The following is a 19980-nucleotide window of genomic DNA, read 5'->3' as shown; positions in this document are numbered from 1 at the left end:
CGCTAGCTACTGTTCTTCTCGTCCTCGCGCTCTTCCTTATAGCGCGCCTCGAACTCGTGCAGGCGCGCGTCGATGGTCGCGAGGTCGTAATAGCCGACCGATTTGATGTCGCGCGCTTCTTTCAGTTGCCGGATCGCCGACGGCCACGCGCCTTCCAGCGCAAACTTTTCCGCCAGCGCGCGATGCTGCGTCAGCGAGTCGCCCGTGCCGACGCTCGCTTGCGCCAGATAGCGCCACCAGACGGGCTGCTGCGGATCGGCGCGCGTCTCGCGCAGCGCCTGCTCCTGCGCTTCGCCGAAACGGCGCGCCGTCAGCAGCGTCTGCAAGCGGATCTCGATGGCAGCGTGCGACTGCGGCCAGCGCTTTTGCGCGATTTCCGCCAGACGGACGGCTTCGTCGTTATTGCCCGAGCGCCGGGCGATGTCGGCGGCGAGCACGTCGAGACTCGGTGAACTGCGCGTCGGATCGCCCTCGGCGCGCTCGCTGGCGTCGAACGCGGCGCGTGCGTTGGCCAATGACTGCGCCGCGTCGTCGTAGCGTTCGAGCAGCATCTGCGCGAACGCGATGCCGTACCAGTCGCCCGCCACGTTCAGCGCAGTGCGATCTTCGATTTCGGAGCGCATCCGGGAGATCTCGTCCGCGTATTCGCTGCGCGAGCGGTCCTGAAGTACGCGTGCCCGCGCGCGCACGAACGCATATTCCGACGACTGGCGCGGCTGCCGGTACGGCGAACGGCGTGCGCGATCGGCCATGTCGGCGATCCGCTCGCCCGTTAGCGGGTGCGTGCGTGCATAGGCGGGCGCGCCCGCGTCGCTCATCGACGCGCGATCGAGACGCTCGAAAAACGACACCATGCCGTACGGGTCGTAGCCCGCCGCCGCCAGCAACTGAAAGCCGACGCGGTCCGCTTCATGTTCCGCCGCGCGCGAAAAGCGCAACTGGTTGTCGACGGCATACGCCTGCCCGCCGATCGCGATCGCGCTGCCCAGATCGCCGCTATGCGCGAGCACGCCGGCCAGCACGCCGAGCAGCATGCCGGCGAGCGCCGCGTAGCCGCTGTGTTCGCCCGCCGTGATCATCCGCGCGATGTGCCGTTGCAGTACGTGGCCCATCTCGTGGCCGATGACCGAGGCAAGCTCGGACTCCGTCTGCGTCGAGACGATCAGCCCCGTGTTCACGCCGATAAAGCCGCCCGGCAAGGAGAACGCGTTGATCTGCGGGTCGCGCATAGCGAACAGATCGAAGTCCGGACGATATCCACCGATGAACTGCGCGCTGGCGGCCGCTTCGAGCTTGCCGGCGATCGAGTTCAGATAGTCGCGCACCAGCCAGTCGTCGAGATAGTCGGGATCGCAGCGGACTTCGCGCATCACGCGCTCGCCGAGCTTGCGTTCGGCTTGTGGCGTGAGACTGCCGCCCGAGCCGTCGCCGAGATCGGGCAATTGTTGCGTGGACATCGGTGCGCGCAAGCTGGCATTGCCGCCGGGGTTGCCCGAGAAACGCGACTGCGCGCCGCCATACATGCCGAATACGCCTTGCGCGATCTCAGGCGGCACGGTCGAAGCCCCGTACGTATCGAGCGGCCCGGTGACGAGCGGCAGTTCCGACAGGTTCGACGGCTGCGCGATGATCGCGGGCGGGACGGCGAGCGTGACGGACAAGACTGCAGCGAGAAACCGTTTCAGACGCATTGCGGGCAATGAGCGAAAATCGAAAGCGGCGTAAGGAGCCGGAAGGAATCAGCCTTGCTTTCGATTGTAACGGCTGGCAACAGCGTCGCGACTTGCTATATGTCCTGGAGTGCGGCCTGTCCTGGCTTTTGCCGGACACGCGCGTTGCCGTTATCGTGATTGCTCGCCGGGCCGCGCCCTACTGTCGCGCGCCGCTCGCACTGCTAAGATAGGCGCCCTCTGAAGGAGCCAACCATGCCTGAACTCACACATTTCGATGCAGCCGGCCAGGCGCATATGGTCGATGTCGGCGGCAAAGCGGAAACGAAGCGCATCGCGGTGGCGTGCGGCACGATCCGCATGTTGCCGGCCACGTTCGAGTTGATCCGCAAAGGCGAAGCGAAGAAAGGCGACGTGATCGGCATTGCGCGCATCGCCGCGATCCAGGGCGCGAAGCGCACCGCCGATCTGATTCCACTGTGTCATCCGCTCGCGCTGACGCGCGTCGCGGTGGAGTTCAAACTCGACGAGGCGGCGTCTGCGGTGCATTGCCGCGTGCAGGTCGAGACGTTGGGGAGAACAGGCGTGGAGATGGAAGCGCTGACGGCCGTGCAGGTCGGACTGCTGACGGTCTACGACATGTGCAAGGCCGTCGATCGCGGGATGACGATCACCGATGTACGCGTGCTCGAAAAGCACGGCGGGAAGTCGGGCGACTGGGTGGCGGAGTGAGGTTATGCGGCGCGTTCGACGCGCCGCCTGGTCGATCGACGATGCCAATACCTCAATCGTCGTCATCACCCTCATCGTCATCGTTATTGTTGATGCCCTTCGGCGGCGTGCCGTATTTCTTCATCAACTCGGCCTTGAACGCACCCAGCGTCTTCTGCTGATCGCACAAATCGTACAGATACGAAAGCTGCGACGGCCAGTCGTGCAGTTCCTCGGCAAAAATCTTCAGGCGCTCGACGGTATCGAATGCACCGTCTGTGTCGCCCTTCAACGCCTGCAACACGGCATAACGGCGCAGCACGGTTTCGCCAGGCAGCAAGGCCAACGCCTGACGATGCATCGCCAGCTTATGCTCGAGATCCTGCGAGTTCATCGGCAACAGCGTCGCCATGCCGTACTCGCCCCACGCGCCAAACAGGAACGACGGATCTTCGCGATACTGATCGAACGGACGCGAGCCGTAATACAGCACTTCGGAACGCGCATAGTCGCGATAGATCGGATACAGCGCAGCCAGCCCGCCGAACACGATCACGGCAAACGCACCAAACGACACGCCGCGCGGAATCAGACGCAACGGCTTCGTATCGAGCAGACCGATCACGAACATCGCCGGCAGCAGGAAGAACATGTACTGCTGCGGATACTCGACGAGCGCATGCATCACCAGCACGCCGATCAGCGCAAGTCCGAACACGCGCGCAGCCGTGTGCGGCGCGCGCACGACGCGCACGAACCACGCACCCAGCCCGAGCAGCACGATACCTAGCCCGATCAAACCCGTCTTCGCGAGCAGATCGATGAAGATATCGTGCGAGTTGTTGGCGATCTCGACGCCGCCCAGCGATCTCACCAGATCGAACTGATAACGCGGAAATTCGCCCCAGCCCACGCCCAGCAACGGATGCGTGCGAAACATCGTCCAGCCGTACTTCCACAGCGCGAGACGCGGCGCGATCTGGCTCGCGTCCTTCATGCGCTCGGCAGCCGACTGCGCGAGACCCAGGTTGTAGTGCACGTTGGCCCAGCGGATCGCTGCATTCACCGCGAAGAACAGCACGGCAAGCACGATGGGAATCAGCCACTCGCGATTGCTGCGGCGGCGCGACGGATCGCGGCGCTGCTCGGCAAACGCCATCCAGAAACCCGCGACGACGATCACGCACATCTGCAGCCACGGCCCGCGCGACACTGTCACGGCCAGACCTGCCGAAAAGATCGCCGACACGACGAGCCAGATAAACACGTTGATACGCCGCGTCTGCACCAGATACATCGCGCCTGCTGTCGCGAACGCGATGTAGGTCGCGAGGTGGTTGGCCTGCGCCATGTTGCCGAACGGACGACGGTCGGTCATCACGCTGTAGGCGACCACCAGCGGCGTCACCTTCACTTCCAGGTGGAACAGCTGGATGGTCTGGCAGAACACCGCAAAAAGGCCGCCCACGACCAGCGCAAACGCCGCGACCGTGAAGACGTTTTCCGTCAGATTCGCCCTACTGAAACCGAAACCGGCATGCACCGCCATGAACGCAGCGAGCAGGAAGCCGGCACCGAGCCAGTTCATCGAAGGCTGCGCGACGGGCAGCACGATCGACTGAGCGATCAGCACGAGCCCGAAACCCAGCGGCACCAGCGCGACCACGGGCGACGCGAACGCAACGCGTGGCCGTGCCGTAGACCCGAGCAACGCCACGCCTGCGCCGAGCAGCAGGTACAGTGACAGCGCCGTAAACTCGGCGTAGAAAGTCGGAATCGGATACGTGTGGTTGACGACTGCATACGGCAGGATCAACGCACAAGCCAATAAGAACAGTGAAAGATAGCGCGCGAAAGGGTTGGGCATGAGTAGGCGGGGACGTCAGCAACCGGCGCACTATACAAAAAAATCTTTGCGCTGTGCGCCGGTGCGACGGAAATAACCCGGAATCCCGCCGCGGCACGGGAAGTTTTGCCGCGGCATTTGATGCGGGTTCGCTTTATACCGGGCTCATGCCCGGCTCACGCAGCCCTCTCGTCCGATCATCCACGGCACTCGGGCGGTGCGAGATTGGACGGCAGCGTCGGCGCGTCGGCGGGCAACGGACCTGCGCCCGGCGCCGGCAGCGACGAGGCCGCCTTGCCACCCGCAAAACATTCCCACGTTATCGTCCCCTTCTGCACGGCGCCCTTCGCCAGCGCGACGCGGGCCGTCGGCGTGTCGGCGCTGTCAGGTGCGGACGGCACGAAGACGATCGTGTTCGACCCGTCGTCGGCCACGCGGGCCGTAAAGGCAACGGTAATCTGGCCGGTGTCGTCGTCGATATGGATGGACTGGACGTTACGCGTGGCGGGCGGCGATGCGTAGCCACTGCCGAAGGCATTGCCGCTGCCGGCGTTCTCGCCAACAGCCAGCTGCGCCGCCGACGCGAGCGACAAGCCCTCCCCGACTCGGCTGCGGGCCAGATAGTCCTGGTAAGCAGGAATGGCATACGCCGCAATCACACCGACGATCGCCAGCACGATCATCAATTCGATCAATGTGAAGCCCCACGAACGCCGGACACGGGCGAGCGGGACAGGCCATGGGCGCGGCAGGCGGGCGCGCAGCCAGGGCGCGTAAAGCGTGGACAGTGAAGCAAGGGCAACGGTTGCGATCATCGGCAGACTCCTCAAAACGAAAGCGCCTGCCCCGGGAATCAGGACAGGCGCTTCGATCGTAGCGAGCCGTGCATGGCGCCGGCAGTCGGCCGAATGGCTAATGGTGGCCGCTCAAAGGCGTCGGTAAAGTGAACGCAGTCAGTGCGCGCCGGGTGGCGTATCGCCGGCGATCCGGTGTGCATTGCGCCGTTTCATCGCGTATCCGACGATCACGACGAACAGCGCACAGGCGATGCTCATGCCGTACTCGGCCACAGGCGTATCGAGCACCGGCCAGCGGTCGCCTGCCGGGTCGTTGATGATCAGGCCGCCCGCGATCCAGCCGAGCAGCGCACCGCCGAACGTGACGACGACGGGATAACGGTCCAGCAACTTCAGCACCAGCTGGCTGCCCCAGACGATCAGCGGAATGCTGACGATCAGCCCGAACACGACGAGCGCGATGCGGTGATGCGGCTCGGCAGCTTCGGCAGCGCCGGCAATCGCGATCACGTTGTCGAGGCTCATCACGGCGTCGGCGACGATGATGGTTTTGACGGCGGTGAGCAGCTTGTCGGCGGGTTTGACGTTCGCGTGCGCGTCGGGCGCGGGCGCCAGCAGGCGCACGCCGATCCACAGCAGCAGCACGCCGCCCGCGAACTTGAGCAGCGGCACGTCGAGCAGCACGACGGCAAACGCGATCAGCGCCACCCGCAGCACGATCGCGCCGAGCGTTCCCCACAGCACGCCCTTGGTGCGCTGCGCGGGCGGCAGGTTGCGGCAGGCGAGCGCGATCACGACCGCGTTATCGCCACCCAGCAGGATGTCGATGACGATGATCTGGAAGACGGCGCCCCAATGGAGCGTGGTGAGGAATTCGAGCATGGAAAGCAGGATAGAAGGTAGCGAAAGCAAACGGCAACAAAAAAGCGAGGGAGCAATTGCTCGCTCCCTCGCTTCTCATTGCGTCTTACGAAAGGACTTCGTAAGCGTATCAAAAAACGTCAACGGCAGCCGACGTTTCTTGAGCTCATCGCAACACTTCTTACAGCATCGCCTTCAGAAGACGCGCCATTTCCGACGGGTTCTTCGTGACCTTGATACCGCAGGCGTCCATGATTTCCAGCTTGGCATCAGCCGTGTCCGCACCGCCCGAGATCAGCGCGCCGGCGTGGCCCATGCGCTTGCCCGGAGGCGCCGTGACGCCAGCGATGAAGCCAACCACCGGCTTCTTCATGTTGTCCTTGATCCAGTACGCAGCGTTCGCTTCGTCCGGGCCGCCGATTTCACCGATCATGATCACGGCGTCCGTTTCGGGATCGTCGTTGAACATCTTCATGACGTCGATGTGCTTCAGACCGTTGATCGGGTCGCCGCCGATACCGACTGCCGACGCCTGGCCGAGGCCGATCGCCGTCAGCTGGCCGACTGCTTCATACGTCAGCGTGCCCGAACGCGACACGACGCCGATGCGGCCCTTGCGGTGGATGTGACCCGGCATGATGCCGATCTTCAGTTCGTCCGGTGTGATCGTGCCCGGGCAGTTCGGTCCGAGGAGCAGCGTCTTGCGGCCTTCGCGGCGCATACGGTCCTTGACTTCGATCATGTCGCGAACGGGGATGCCTTCCGTGATGCAGATCGCGAGATCGAGATCGGCTTCGACGGCTTCCCAGATTGCAGCAGCGGCGCCTGCGGGCGGCACGTAGATGACCGAGACGGTCGCGCCCGTTTCTTCCTTGGCTTCCTTCACGCTAGCGTAGATAGGAATGCCTTCGAAGTCTTCGCCAGCCTTCTTGGGGTTCACGCCCGCGACGAATGCTTCGCGGCCGTTTGCGTATTCACGGCATGCGCGCGTGTGGAACTGACCGGTCTTGCCGGTGATGCCCTGCGTGATGACCTTGGTGTCTTTGTTGATCAGAATCGACATGTATTGACCTCTGTTCGTTTGGTGGCGCGCTCAACGCGTCCCGCGCGGCAAATAGCGTTTGCCCGCGACGCTCGCGCGCCGCCATTCGTAATCCGGTGATATGCGCCGGGGCGATCAGGCCTTGCCTGCGGCAGCCGCGACGACCTTCTGCGCAGCTTCTTCCATGCTGTCTGCCGAGATGATCGGCAGGCCGGAATCGGCCAGCATCTTCTTGCCGAGGTCTTCGTTCGTGCCCTTCATGCGCACGACGAGCGGCACTTGCAGATCGACCGCCTTCGAAGCTGCGATCACGCCTTCCGCGATCACGTCGCAACGCATGATGCCGCCGAAGATGTTGACGAGAATCGCCGTCAGGTTCGGGTTCTTCAGCATCAGCTTGAACGCTTCCGTGACCTTCTCGGTCGTCGCGCCACCGCCGACGTCCAGGAAGTTCGCCGGTTCGCCGCCGAACAGCTTGATGGTGTCCATCGTCGCCATCGCCAGACCAGCGCCGTTCACCAGACAGCCGATGTTGCCGTCGAGCGAGATGTACGCGAGGTCGAACTTCGACGCTTCGACTTCAGCCGGATCTTCTTCGTCCAGATCGCGATACGCGACGATTTCCGGATGACGGAACAGTGCGTTCGAATCGACGTTGAACTTGGCGTCCAGTGCGATGACCTTGCCGTCGCCCGTCAGGATCAGCGGGTTGATTTCGGCCAGCGATGCGTCCGTTTCCCAGAATGCCTTGTACAGGCCTTGCAGGATCGCGCGCGCTTGCGGCAGCGAAGCAGCGGGAACGCCGATCTTCGTTGCGAGTTCGTCGGCTTCAGCGTCCTTCAGACCCGTCGACGGATCGACAGCGATCTTGTGGATCAGCTCAGGCGTCTTTTCCGCGACTTCTTCGACGTCCATGCCGCCTTCGCTCGACGCCATCACGACGATCTTCTGCGAAACGCGATCGATCACCAGACCGACATACAGTTCCTTCTTGATGTCAGCGCCTTCTTCGATCAGCAGGCGATTCACCTTCTGGCCTTCCGGGCCAGTCTGGTGCGTGACGAGCTGCATGCCGAGGATCTGGTTCGAGTATTCACGAACCTGTTCCAGCGACTTCGCGACCTTCACGCCGCCACCCTTACCACGGCCACCCGCGTGGATCTGAGCCTTGACGACCCACACCGGGCCGCCGAGCTCTTCAGCGGCCTTGACCGCATCATCCACCGAGAAGACCGGCTTGCCGCGCGGTACCGCGACTCCGAATTTCCGCAGGATTTCCTTACCCTGGTACTCGTGAATCTTCATGCGTGATTCCCTTCAGTCTGAGAGTTGGATTGAACTTCGCTTCCGGCTGGGCCGCTTACTCGGGACGCGCCGCTTTCACGGACGTGCCTTCGGGTGCGGCATCCGCGCGATCCGCTGAACGCGGCGCGTGGCCGTACCAGCGCGGATAAAACTGTCGCACCGCCTCGCCATCGAACCGCAGCGCGTGGCAGCGGCCCAACTGGAATGGCGGTTTGTCGTTTGGTTGCTCGCTTGCGTGTTGGGTTGCTTGCTCGCTCGAAGCGTTGTCTTTGGCGTCTTGTCCGGTGCTGCCTTGCGTGCCGTGGGCTGAGCCGTCTGCTGATCCACTGGGCGAACTCGCGGGCCCCTCGCTTCCTGGCCTGCCTTTATCCGTGTTCCATACGTCGCCAGCAAACGCCTGGATGGCGGCAGTAGGCAAGATTGCGCACAACTCGGTGAGATGCGTGCAGCCAGCCGTGCCGGCCAGCAAACGGGCAGCATCGCGACGGAAGTTATGGAAGAGATTGAGCCCGATGAGGGCACGATAGGCGGGATTGGAGGCTTCACACAGACCGGGATACGGAACCCAGTCGGACGACGCTTCGGCGTCGACGACATTGAGCTTGCGATCGATCGTGATGCGGAGCCAGAGTTCATGGATCGGCGAACCGTTCGGCCGGACACCCGACGCAAGCGTCACATCACGTGGCTTTTCGTCGGTGAGGCATGCCTCGATATCCCACAAACCATCTTCGCGCTCAAATGCCTCCGCTCTGATTGCGCGGCGATGGCGCAACTGTCGGGACACGGGCGGGGAGAGCGGCATGCGAGAACAAAGGCCGGATTGAAGAACCAATGAATTTTAGCATACTGGGTATTTGAGACTGGACGAAGCTGGCAAACCCTTGCTGGGATTGGGTTTGAGCGGCTCGATAGACGTGCGGTACGGCTTTGCGTATCGTGCAGTGCAGCAGGCGCCTAAGTGGCTTATTCCGACGCCCAGTCTTCGTCGATACCCTTGAGAATTTTCCCGATGATTCCCTGCGAAAAGCCGCGCGTCGCAAGAAAGCGGGCTTGCTTTGCACGTTCGTTAGGTGTTTCGGGCAGCGCGCCGAATTTTTTGCGCCAGACAGCCTGAGCGCGCGCCAGCTCGGTTTCCTTCAATTGCGCGCTGACTTCTTCGACCAGCGTCTGGTCGACGGCATGACGCTTCAGTTCGTTAACGATGCGGCCCGCGCCCATGCGCGACGCACGCCGATGAAGCAGGCTTTCGGCAAAACGGGAATCCGACAGCCAGCCTTCGCTCTCGAGCGAATCCAGCAGCGTTTCAATTGAGTCGCCCTCTTCCACGTATGGCGCGAGCTTGCGCGACAACTCCGCGCGGCTGTACTCACGACGCGAGAGATAGCCGAGCGCGCGGCCTTTGAGCGAGCGTGCGGGACGTTGTGAAGCGCGTTTCGCGGCATCGGCGGGTTTGCTTTCGCCGGGTTGGCGATGCGAGCGCGTGTAGGTGACTTCTTCGCTGGCGGCGTTTGGGCCGTTGTTTGAGCGGTCGCCCGAAGTGGGACCNACACCAGCGGCACGATCATGTGCATCGAACGATTCGAATGGGTCGAAGTCGTCGGATGACGAGTCGTTTGAGAATGATGCTGCAGCAGAAGCAGATGAACGTGAGGACACGCGTGACGACGATTCGAATGGATCGTCGTCACGCGGGCCGCCCGCGTTGCGTCCTGCGCCCGAAGTCGAGGAAGCGGAACGGCCCTTACGCATCACGCGACGATTACTCCTCTTCGCCCACTTCCTCGTCGGCGCTGACGGCCGCGCCCGCCGGCATTGCATTCACGCCAAGCGATTCGCGGATACGGTTTTCGATTTCGCGTGCGATGTCCGGATTTTCGCGCAGGAATTCACGCGCGTTGTCCTTGCCCTGGCCGATACGTTCGCCGCTGTAGCTGTACCATGCGCCCGCCTTGTCGACGATCTTCGCCTGCACGCCGAGGTCGATGATTTCGCCCTGACGCGAGATGCCTTCGCCATACAGGATGTCGAAGATCGCTTCTCGGAACGGTGGCGACACCTTGTTCTTCACGACCTTCACGCGCGTTTCGTTGCCGATCACTTCGTCGTTCTTCTTGATCGAACCGATACGGCGAATGTCCAGACGCACGGATGCGTAGAACTTCAGCGCGTTACCACCCGTGGTGGTTTCCGGGTTGCCGAACATCACACCGATCTTCATACGGATCTGGTTGATGAAGATCACGAGGCAGTTCGTGCGCTTGATCGTGCCCGTCAGCTTGCGCAGTGCCTGCGACATCAGACGTGCCTGCAGACCCGGCAGCGAGTCGCCCATTTCGCCTTCGATTTCAGCCTTCGGCACCAGGGCCGCGACCGAGGCGATGACGATCATGTCGATCGAACCCGAACGCACCAGCGCGTCCGCGATTTCGAGCGCCTGTTCGCCCGTGTCCGGCTGCGAGACCAGCAGTTCGCTGACGTCGACGCCGAGCTTTTGCGCGTATTGAATGTCGAGCGCGTGTTCCGCGTCGATAAACGCCGCCGTGCCGCCGAGCTTCTGCATTTCAGCGACGACCTGCAGCGTCAGCGTGGTCTTACCCGACGATTCCGGCCCGTAGATTTCCACCACACGGCCACGCGGCAAACCACCAACGCCCAGCGCGATGTCGAGACCCAGCGAACCGGTGGAAACCACCTGGATATCTTCGACTGCCTCACCCTGGCCGAGCCGCATGACCGACCCTTTGCCGAACTGCTTTTCGATCTGCGCCAGCGCGGCAGCAAGTGCCTTGCTCTTTTCCGCAGTCAGTCCAGCCGAGCCTTTCTTGCTTTCTTCCATGAATCGTCCTTTGCTATGATGAACGGCGTCTGAGGCAGGTGTGCCGGTAGTTGCGAACGCGTTTTGAACGCAGTTCTTCCAATCAGCACGCTAAACGCAGACACTGTATAAAAAAACAGTAGTTTTGGCAAGCCTGTTTGCAAATGTGGACGTCCATATTTGCAATCGGACAACACCGACTACCGACAAATTTTTTCGGAGACGCTGCGCGCCGGGCGCCCCGGTGCCGGCCGGGCAGGGCGCATCATGCGAATTCTCATTGCCGAAGACGACAGCATACTCGCGGACGGTCTGGTCCGATCACTCCGCCAATCGGCATACGCCGTCGACCATGTGAAGACGGGCGCGGAAGCCGATACTGCCCTGTCCATGCAGACTTTCGACCTGCTCATCCTCGATCTCGGCCTGCCGAAAATGTCGGGCCTCGAAGTGCTGCGCCGTCTGCGCGCACGCAATTCGAACGTGCCCGTGCTGATCCTGACGGCCGCCGACAGCGTCGATGAACGCGTGAAGGGCCTCGATCTCGGCGCCGACGACTACATGGCCAAGCCCTTCGCGCTCAACGAACTCGAAGCACGCGTGCGCGCGTTGACGCGACGCGGCGCGGGCGGCGGCCCGACTGTCGTCCGGCATGGCTCGCTTTCGTTCGATCAGGTTGGTCGAATTGCCTATGCCAATGAGCAGGTTATCGATCTGTCCGCGCGTGAGCTAGGATTGCTCGAAGTCCTGTTGCAGCGGATCGGGCGGCTGGTGTCGAAGGAACAGCTGGTCGATCATCTGTGCGAATGGGGCGAAGAGGTCAGCAACAACGCGATCGAGGTCTACGTGCACCGGCTGCGCAAGAAGATCGAACCGAGCGGCGTGCGCATCATGACTGTACGCGGCCTCGGTTACTGTCTCGAGAAGGCCGCGCCACCGGCGCAAGCCCCAGCCCAGCAAGCCGGCCCGTCGGACGCGTCCGCTGCCATGCCCGCAAGCCACTACTTCAAGTAAAGGCGCTCCATGTCCGTCCGCGCACCGCGCGCCACGGCGCACGCGGCGGATATCGACCAGGTCCGCGACGCGCGCTACGCGAATCCCTTCGCACCGCCCGACGAAACCGAGGCGGCGGCGGAGACGCGTCCGCGCTCGCTGTTCGGCGAGATCCTGGACTGGATGCTCGCGCCGTTGCTGCTGTTGTGGCCGATGAGCCTCGCCGTCACCTATCTGGTCGCCAAGTCGATTGCGAACGGCCCGTTCGATCGTGCGCTCGAAACTGATGCCTACGTGCTCGCGCGGCAGATACATCCCGTCAATGGCGTTGCGGAGCTGACGCTGCCCGACTCCACGCGCGACTTTCTGCGTGCCGACAATATAGATAGCGTGTTCTATCAGGTACTCGGCACGCGTGGCGAGCTGGTCGCGGGCGACCGTGACATGCCATTGCCGCGTGAGGAAGACCGGCCGCAACCGGGCATCGTCGAGTTTCGCGATGACATGCTGCGCGGCAATGACATTCGCGTCGCGTACACGACCGTCGAGTTTCCCCAGACGCCGGGCGCGCAGCCCGTGCTCGTGCAAGTGGCCGAGACGCTCGACAAGCGCAGCGCGCTCGCCAACGACATCATCAAGGGCGTGATCCTGCCGCAGTTCGTGATCCTGCCGCTCGCGATCCTGCTCGTGTGGTTCGGGCTGTCGCGCGGTCTCGCGCCGCTGCACGCGCTGCAGGCACACATCCGCGCGCGTCGCCCGGACGACCTGTCGCCACTGGAAGCACGCCGCGCGCCGCCCGAAATCGAGCCGCTCGTCACTTCGTTCAACGATCTGCTGACGCGCCTCGAACAGAATATGGAACTGCAAAAACGCTTCATCGCCGATGCCGCGCATCAGATGAAGACGCCGCTCGCGGGCCTGCGAACCCAGGCCGAACTGGCGCTGCGGCAGGACGTATCGGCGGAAGTGCATCGCTCACTCGAACAGATCGCGACGAGTTCGGAACATGCCGCGCGGCTCGTCACACAGTTGCTCGCGCTCGCTCGCGCAGAGAACCGTATGTCCGGGCAGATCTTCACGCCCGTCGATATCGGCGACGTCGCGCGCAGCGCCGTGCGCGACTGGATTCAGCCTGCCCTCGCGAAACAGATGGATCTCGGCTACGAAGGACCGGAGTCGTCGGAACAGGCCATCGAAGTGGAAGGCAACCCGGGGATGTTGCGCGAGATGCTGTCGACCCTGATCGACAACGCGATCCGATACACGCCCGCGGGCGGACGCATCACCGTGCGGTTGCTGCGCGACGATGCCGCGGGCATCGCGCATCTGGAAGTGGATGACACGGGCACGGGCATCCCGGCCGCCGAGCGCGAACGGGTGGTCGAGCGCTTCTACCGCATTCTCGGGCGCGAAGGCGACGGCAGCGGACTGGGCCTCGCAATCGTCCGTGAAATCGCGACGATGCATGGCGGCACGCTCGCCATCGAAGATAACGTCTATCAGGCGTCGCCGCGTCTGGCCGGGACGCTCGTACGTGTCAGCTTGAGCACGATGGATCGTGCACGGGACTTACCCTAATCCGTCAGTTTCGCGCATTTTTGTCAGCAATCATCCGAGGGGGTATTCACGGAAGTAATCTGGTAGATCCACGATTTTGAAAGCACAAAGCCAGATCATCCACGATTCTCAACATTCTCAGAGCAGCGTCGCGCGAGTCAGAACGCCGTAAGTTTCCACTCCAATAATCGCTACACGGACGCGCCCGACCAGGCGCGCCGCGACTCATATCAATACTGGAGACGACATATGGCTACCGTAAGCGGGCAAATCTCGCACGCGCCGATGACGAAAGAAGAGAAACGGGTAATCTTCGCGTCATCGTTGGGCACGGTTTTCGAGTGGTACGACTTTTATCTGGCCGGCTCCCTCGCGGCTTTCATCAGCAAGAGCTTTTTCTCAGGCGTCAATCCGACGGCCGCTTTCATCTTTACCCTGCTCGGCTTCGCGGCCGGCTTCGCGGTGCGTCCGTTCGGCGCGCTGGTGTTCGGGCGGCTCGGCGACATGGTCGGCCGCAAGTACACCTTCCTGATCACGATCGTCATCATGGGTCTGTCGACCTGCGTCGTCGGCTTCCTGCCGGGTTACGCGGCAATCGGGATTGCATCGCCGGTGATCTTTATCGCGATGCGACTGCTGCAAGGTCTCGCGCTCGGCGGCGAGTACGGCGGCGCTGCGACCTACGTCGCGGAACACGCGCCCGCCAACCGTCGCGGCTTCTACACCGCGTGGATCCAGACGACGGCCACGCTCGGCCTGTTCCTGTCGCTGCTGGTGATTCTCGGCGTGCGCACGGCCATGGGCGAAGATGCGTTCGGCACGTGGGGCTGGCGTATTCCGTTCGTCGCCTCGCTGGTGCTGCTCGGCATCTCGGTGTGGATCCGGATGCAACTGCACGAGTCGCCGGCTTTCGAGCGCATCAAGGCTGAAGGCAAGACGTCGAAGGCTCCGTTGTCGGAAGCGTTCGGTCAGTGGAAGAATCTGAAGATCGTCATTCTGGCTCTGATCGGCATCACGGCCGGCCAGGCAGTTGTCTGGTACACGGGCCAGTTCTATGCGCTCTTCTTCCTGACACAGACGCTGAAGGTCGATGGCGCCAGCGCGAACATCCTGATCGCGATTGCCCTCCTGATCGGCACGCCGTTCTTCCTGTTTTTCGGTTCGCTGTCGGATCGCATCGGCCGCAAGCCGATCATCATGGCCGGCTGCCTGATCGCGGCACTGACGTACTTCCCGCTGTTCAAGGCGCTGACGCACTATGCGAACCCGGCGCTCGAAGCGGCGACGGCCAAGGCGCCCATCGTCGTGATCGCGAATCCGGACGAGTGCTCGTTCCAGTTCAACCCGGTCGGCACTTCGAAGTTCACGTCGTCATGCGACATTGCGAAGGGTGCGCTGTCGAAGGCAGGCCTGAACTACGACAACGTCGCGGCACCGGCAGGCACGCTCGCGCAGATCAAGGTTGGCGACACAACCATCGACACGTTCGACGGCAAGGCCGCCGACGCCAAGGAAGCGGGCAAGACCTTCGACAAGAATCTCGGCACCGCGCTGAAGGCGGCGGGCTACCCGCCCAAGGCCGATCCAGCGCAGATCAACTGGCCGATGACGGTGGTGATCCTGACCATCCTCGTGATCTACGTGACGATGGTGTACGGGCCGATTGCGGCGATGCTGGTCGAGATGTTCCCGACACGCATACGTTACACGTCGATGTCGCTGCCCTACCACATCGGCAATGGCTGGTTCGGCGGCTTCCTGCCGGCGACGGCGTTCGCGATCGTCGCGGCGAAGGGCAATATCTACTCGGGGCTGTGGTATCCGATCATCATCGCGCTGGCCACTTTCGTGATCGGCATGCTTTTCGTGCGGGAGACCAAGGACTCGAACATCTACGCGCAGGACTGAGCGCGACGTAGAGAATCGGGAGCCTCGCAAAAAGTTGTCGCGCGGGGGTTGACAGCCCCCGCCGGCATCTCCATAATCTCGCTTCTGTCGGCGAATTAGCTCAGTCGGTTAGAGCGACGGAATCATAATCCGCAGGTCCGGGGTTCGAATCCCTGATTCGCCACCAAATGCAAAAAGCCGCTGTTTCTCACGAAACAGCGGCTTTTTCATTTCCAGCGCTGCCGATCCACCGTGAGCCGGGTTCTTTTGCGATCCTCAAGCTCTCGACGAAACAGCGCCGAGGCTGTGCCAGCAAACGCATGCCCAGACAGCCGCATCTGCGCGCGGCGTCTCTACGAAGGCGCCGATAACCGCGCGCTTAAGATGGTAAACTTCAACAAAAAGGGCATCTACGTCGGTCAGGCGCTAGGTTTCGTTTGCCAAGGCCAGCATTAGCGTCCACGCCTTCCTCTCGCGGGCTTGCCTGACAACGACAGATGTACGTCCGAGATGCCCACGTGGCGAACAACGCCGCCCACGGCACGCCAGCCTCCCCAGTTTCAACACCGCCACGGTTCCGTGGTGACTGCACCCCAGTACTCATGTTACGTCTAAGCGAAGTCAAACTGCCCCTCGACCATGCCGAAAGCGATCTCGAAGCTGCGATACATGCGCGCCTCGCAGAACTCGGCGTGCCGAAAGACGGCCTCCTCCGTTACACGGTGTTCCGCCGTGCGCACGATGCACGCAAGCGCTCGGACATCAAGCTGACGTATATCGTCGATGTCGAAGTGAAGGACGAAGCGGCTGCCCGCAAGCGGCTCGCCGAGGTGCCGCATTGCGGCGTCACGCCGGACATGGCGTACCGCTTTGTCACGAAGGCTCCCGAGCACACGACTTCGCTGCGCCCGGTCGTCATCGGTATGGGACCGTGCGGTCTGTTCGCCGGACTCATCCTGGCGCAGATGGGATTCCGCCCGATCATTCTCGAACGCGGCAAGGCCGTGCGCGAACGCACCAAGGACACCTTCGGTCTGTGGCGCAAGAGCGTCCTCAATCCGGAATCGAATGTGCAGTTTGGCGAAGGCGGGGCCGGCACGTTTTCAGACGGCAAGCTGTATAGCCAGATCAAGGATCCGAACCACTACGGTCGCAAGGTGCTGGACGAATTCGTCAAGGCTGGCGCTCCGGAAGACATCCTCTATCTGAGCCGTCCGCACATCGGCACGTTCCGCCTCGTCAGCATGGTGGAAAAGATGCGCGCGAATATCGAAGAGCTGGGTGGCGAGATCCGCTTCGAGACCCGCGTCGACGATATCGAAATCGATCAGGGCAAGGTGCGCGCGCTCAAGCTTTCGAACGGAGAAACGCTGCGCGCCGATCATGTCGTGCTGGCCGTCGGCCATAGCGCGCGCGACACGTTCCAGATGCTGCATGATCGCGGCGTCTATATCGAAGCCAAGCCGTTTTCGCTGGGTTTTCGCATCGAACACCCGCAAGGGCTGATCGATCGCGCACGCTTCGGCAAGTTTGCGGGCCACAAGGAACTCGGCGCGGCCGACTACAAGGTGGTCCATCACTGCAGCAATGGCCGCGCGGTCTACAGCTTTTGCATGTGTCCCGGCGGCACGGTGGTCGCGGCGACCTCCGAACCTGGCCGCGTCGTCACCAATGGCATGAGCCAGTATTCGCGAGCCGAGCGCAACGCGAACGCGGGCATTGTCGTCGGCATCACGCCGGAAGATTATCCCGGCGGTCCGATGGCGGGCATCGCGTTCCAGCGCAAGTGGGAAGAGCGTGCGTTCGAACTCGGCGGCGGCGATTACCACGCGCCGGGTCAGCTGGTCGGCGATTTCATCGCCGGCCGCCCGTCGACGTCGCTTGGCTCGGTCGTGCCGTCCTACAAGCCGGGCGTGCGCCCAACCGATCTCAGCACCGCGCTGCCAGACTATGTGATCGAAGCGATCCGCGAAGCGCTTCCGCAGATCGACAAAAAAATCTCGGGCTTCGCGATGCATGATGCCGTGCTCACCGGCGTCGAAACGCGCACTTCGTCGCCAATCCGCGTTCGACGCAAGGACGATTACCAGAGCATGAACGTCGAAGGCCTGTATCCGGCGGGCGAAGGCGCGGGGTATGCGGGCGGTATTTACTCCGCAGCCATCGACGGCATCGAAGTCGCGCAGGCGTTGGCGCTCAACATGACTTCAACGCACGCGTCCTGACCGGCTTGGCCAAATCCGCTCTGGCAAAAGCTTCCAGAAAAAAGCCGCTGTTTCTCACGAAACAGCGGCTTTTTCACGACAGCCCGTTTTCCGCACCGCCGCCCAGCGCCGAAGCGCGCACAAGCGATGCGCGCGCGGCTCACTTGTCGACGATCCGCGTCAGATTCCCGCGCACCTTCTGCAGCAGCGCAATCAGCTGCTTCGTCTCATCTTCCGTCAGCCCGCTCAAGCCCTCGGCTGCAACCTGATCGCCGACCCGCTTCGCGTCGTCGAGTGTCCGCTCGGCCTTCTCCGTGATCCGGATCTGCTTCTCGCGCCGATCGCGCGGATTGCCGATCCGCTCGATCCAGCCGCCCTCTTCCATCCGGTCCAGCAACCGGCCGGCCGAAATCGGCGCGACTTCCAGCAGATCGGCGAGCCGCGCCTGGTTGATATCGCCGTAAAACGACAAATACGCGAGCGCGCGGCATTGCGCGCGCGTCAGATCGATCGATAGCCGCGCCAGGTCGTCGAACCGCTTGCCGACCAGCCGGCCGACATCGGAAATGAGAAAGCCGAAGCGCTCGTCAAAATGGGTTTTCATCGCGCGATTATACGAACACGCGCGCCGCACCAATTATCTGCCTCGTGGCATACAACACTCCGGGTAACTCAGCGTATGCATAAGAATTTTCCATCGATACAATAAGCATGCTTACTATTTCCCAGACTTCGCCTCATGTCCTCCGATTCGCCGGCAGCAAAGCCCGCCGTCGAGCTGAACCGTCCGATGATCACGATCGCGATCATGCTCGCGACGTTGATGCAGACACTCGACAGCACCATCGCCAACGTCGCGCTGCCGCACATGCAGGGCAGCCTGTCGGCATCGCAGGATGAGATCACGTGGGTGCTCACGTCGTACATCGTGGCCGCCGCGATCGCGACGCCGCTCACCGGCTGGCTGTCCGACCGGCTGAGCGTCAAACGGCTGCTGATGTTCGCGATCGGCGGCTTCACGCTCGCGTCGGCCTTGTGCGGACTGTCCGAGACGCTCACGCAGATCGTCGCGTCGCGGCTGCTGCAGGGCATCTTCGGCGCATCGCTGGTGCCGCTGTCGCAGTCGATCCTGCTCGACATCAATCCGCGCGACAAGCAAGGTCAGGCGATGGCCGTGTGGGGCATGGGCGTGATGGTCGGCCCGATTCTCGGACCGACGCTCGGCGGCTGGCTCACCGACAGCTACAACTGGCGCTGGGTGTTCTTCATCAACGTGCCGATCGGTGCGTTCGCGCTGTTTGGCGTGCTGACCTTCCTGCCGTCGCGCGAACCGAAGCACGACGCGAAATTCGACGCCTTCGGCTTCGCGACGCTCGGCCTCGCCATTGGCGCGTTGCAGGCGATGCTCGATCGTGGCGAACAGCTCGACTGGTTCGGCTCGAATGAAATCGTCATCGAGGCGCTGATCGCGTCGATCAGCTTCGCGTTCTTCCTCGCGCACACGGCGACGGTTGGCAAGACGTCGTTCTTCAAGTACGAACTGCTGAAGGACCGCAATTTCGCGACGGGCACGTTCTTCATCTTCATCATCGGCGCAGTGATGTACGCGACGCGCGCGCTGCTGCCGCCGATGCTGCAGAACCTGATGAACTATCCCGTCGCGACGACAGGCCTCGTGACGGCGCCAAGCGGCGCGGGAACCATGATCGCGATGCTGTTCGCGGGCCGCCTGCTCAAGCACATCGACGCTCGCCTGATGCTGCTCGCGGGCTTCGTCGTGTCGGCGTTCGCGCTCTGGCAGATGATGCAGTACACGATGGTGCTGTCGGCATCGGATATCGTGTGGCCGGGCGTGATTCAGGGCTTCGGTCTGGGTCTCGTGTTCGTGCCGCTGAGCGCGCTGACCTTCTCGACGCTCACGCCCGCGTTACGCGCCGACGGCACGGCAACCTACAGCCTGATGCGCAATATCGGCAGCAGTATCGGCATTTCGATCGTGCAGACGCTGCTCACGCGCAACACGCAGGTCTCGCATTCGGATCTCGCCGCGAACGTGACGATGTTCAACCCCATGATTCAGCCGATGCTCTCGACGGGTTCGCGCATGGACATGGCCGTGCTCGACGTATCGATCACGCAGCAGGCCGCGATGATCGCGTATCTGAACGACTTCAAGCTGATGTTCGTCGCGACCTTGCTGGTGATCCCGCTGGTGCTGCTGATCCGGCCGTCGCGCAAGGCGCCCGATGAATCGGTCGCGCACGCGGCGATGGATTGAGCCACCCGCGT

Annotated in this window: 16 protein-coding genes and 1 tRNA gene; 7 read left to right on the top strand and 10 right to left on the bottom strand. The window is 62.7% G+C overall.

Features of this window, described 5'->3' with window-relative positions:
- Positions 1–2 precede the first annotated feature (2 nt).
- Entirely contained in the window at positions 3–1691 is a 1689-nt protein-coding gene (locus DK391_RS15095; protein ID WP_109478774.1) for a M48 family metalloprotease, read from the bottom strand.
- A 234-nt stretch (positions 1692–1925) separates the two neighbouring features.
- Between DK391_RS15095 and moaC the strand changes: the two genes are divergently transcribed.
- Positions 1926–2402, top strand: coding sequence for a cyclic pyranopterin monophosphate synthase MoaC (gene moaC, locus DK391_RS15090; RefSeq protein ID WP_109478773.1), 477 nt, complete (start codon positions 1926–1928; stop codon positions 2400–2402).
- 52 nt (positions 2403–2454) lie between these two features.
- On the opposite strand, the gene DK391_RS15085 is transcribed toward moaC, so the two are convergent.
- The 8 genes from DK391_RS15085 to recA all read right to left on the bottom strand — a co-directional run bounded on the left by DK391_RS15085 (position 2455) and on the right by recA (position 11071).
- Complete coding sequence (locus DK391_RS15085) at positions 2455–4248, bottom strand: Wzy polymerase domain-containing protein (protein ID WP_109478772.1); 1794 nt, start codon at positions 4246–4248, stop codon at positions 2455–2457.
- Positions 4249–4424: 176 nt separating this feature from the next.
- A complete protein-coding gene (locus DK391_RS15080; RefSeq protein ID WP_109478771.1) occupies positions 4425–5042 on the bottom strand; it encodes a pilin in 618 nt (205 codons plus the stop codon).
- A 138-nt stretch (positions 5043–5180) separates the two neighbouring features.
- The gene (locus DK391_RS15075) at positions 5181–5906 is read right to left on the bottom strand and encodes a TerC family protein (RefSeq protein WP_109478770.1); all 726 of its coding nucleotides are present in this window, start codon (positions 5904–5906) and stop codon (positions 5181–5183) included.
- 160 nt (positions 5907–6066) lie between these two features.
- Entirely contained in the window at positions 6067–6948 is an 882-nt protein-coding gene (gene sucD, locus DK391_RS15070) for a succinate--CoA ligase subunit alpha (RefSeq protein WP_109478769.1), read from the bottom strand.
- 114 nt (positions 6949–7062) lie between these two features.
- Positions 7063–8232 (bottom strand): ADP-forming succinate--CoA ligase subunit beta, encoded by a 1170-nt coding sequence (sucC, locus tag DK391_RS15065; RefSeq protein WP_109478768.1) that lies wholly within the window; start codon positions 8230–8232, stop codon positions 7063–7065.
- A 55-nt stretch (positions 8233–8287) separates the two neighbouring features.
- The gene (locus tag DK391_RS15060; RefSeq protein WP_109478767.1) at positions 8288–9037 is read right to left on the bottom strand and encodes a DUF2889 domain-containing protein; all 750 of its coding nucleotides are present in this window, start codon (positions 9035–9037) and stop codon (positions 8288–8290) included.
- Between the two features lie 161 nt (positions 9038–9198).
- A complete protein-coding gene (gene recX, locus DK391_RS15055) occupies positions 9199–9987 on the bottom strand; it encodes a recombination regulator RecX (protein WP_109478766.1) in 789 nt (262 codons plus the stop codon).
- A gap of 7 nt (positions 9988–9994) precedes the next feature.
- Entirely contained in the window at positions 9995–11071 is a 1077-nt protein-coding gene (gene recA / locus DK391_RS15050; RefSeq protein ID WP_109478765.1) for a recombinase RecA, read from the bottom strand.
- 246 nt (positions 11072–11317) lie between these two features.
- On the opposite strand from recA, the gene DK391_RS15045 reads away from it, so the two are divergent.
- The 5 genes from DK391_RS15045 (at position 11318) to DK391_RS15025 (ending at position 17712) form a co-directional block, all read left to right on the top strand.
- Entirely contained in the window at positions 11318–12064 is a 747-nt protein-coding gene (locus DK391_RS15045; RefSeq protein ID WP_109478830.1) for a response regulator transcription factor, read from the top strand.
- Between the two features lie 9 nt (positions 12065–12073).
- Positions 12074–13621: a sensor histidine kinase gene (locus tag DK391_RS15040; RefSeq protein ID WP_109478764.1), complete on the top strand. Its 1548-nt coding sequence runs from the start codon at positions 12074–12076 to the stop codon at positions 13619–13621.
- Between the two features lie 228 nt (positions 13622–13849).
- Positions 13850–15508 (top strand): MFS transporter, encoded by a 1659-nt coding sequence (locus DK391_RS15035; RefSeq protein WP_109478763.1) that lies wholly within the window; start codon positions 13850–13852, stop codon positions 15506–15508.
- An 89-nt stretch (positions 15509–15597) separates the two neighbouring features.
- A tRNA-Met gene (locus tag DK391_RS15030) sits at positions 15598–15674 on the top strand.
- A gap of 415 nt (positions 15675–16089) precedes the next feature.
- Positions 16090–17712 carry an NAD(P)/FAD-dependent oxidoreductase gene (locus tag DK391_RS15025; RefSeq protein ID WP_109478762.1) on the top strand — a complete coding sequence of 541 codons (1623 nt, stop codon included), beginning with the start codon at positions 16090–16092 and terminating at the stop codon, positions 17710–17712.
- 139 nt (positions 17713–17851) lie between these two features.
- On the opposite strand, the gene DK391_RS15020 is transcribed toward DK391_RS15025, so the two are convergent.
- A complete protein-coding gene (locus DK391_RS15020; protein WP_109478829.1) occupies positions 17852–18295 on the bottom strand; it encodes a MarR family transcriptional regulator in 444 nt (147 codons plus the stop codon).
- Between the two features lie 135 nt (positions 18296–18430).
- Here DK391_RS15020 and DK391_RS15015 point away from each other — a divergent pair, with 135 nt between their 5' ends.
- Positions 18431–19969 carry a DHA2 family efflux MFS transporter permease subunit gene (locus tag DK391_RS15015; protein ID WP_109478761.1) on the top strand — a complete coding sequence of 513 codons (1539 nt, stop codon included), beginning with the start codon at positions 18431–18433 and terminating at the stop codon, positions 19967–19969.
- Positions 19970–19980: the final 11 nt, after the last annotated feature.

The organism is Paraburkholderia sp. C35, from assembly GCF_003121405.1.
Lineage (GTDB): Bacteria > Pseudomonadota > Gammaproteobacteria > Burkholderiales > Burkholderiaceae > Paraburkholderia.
The sequence above is the reverse complement of the archived record's forward strand: the minus strand, read 5'-3'. Positions and strand labels throughout refer to the sequence as shown.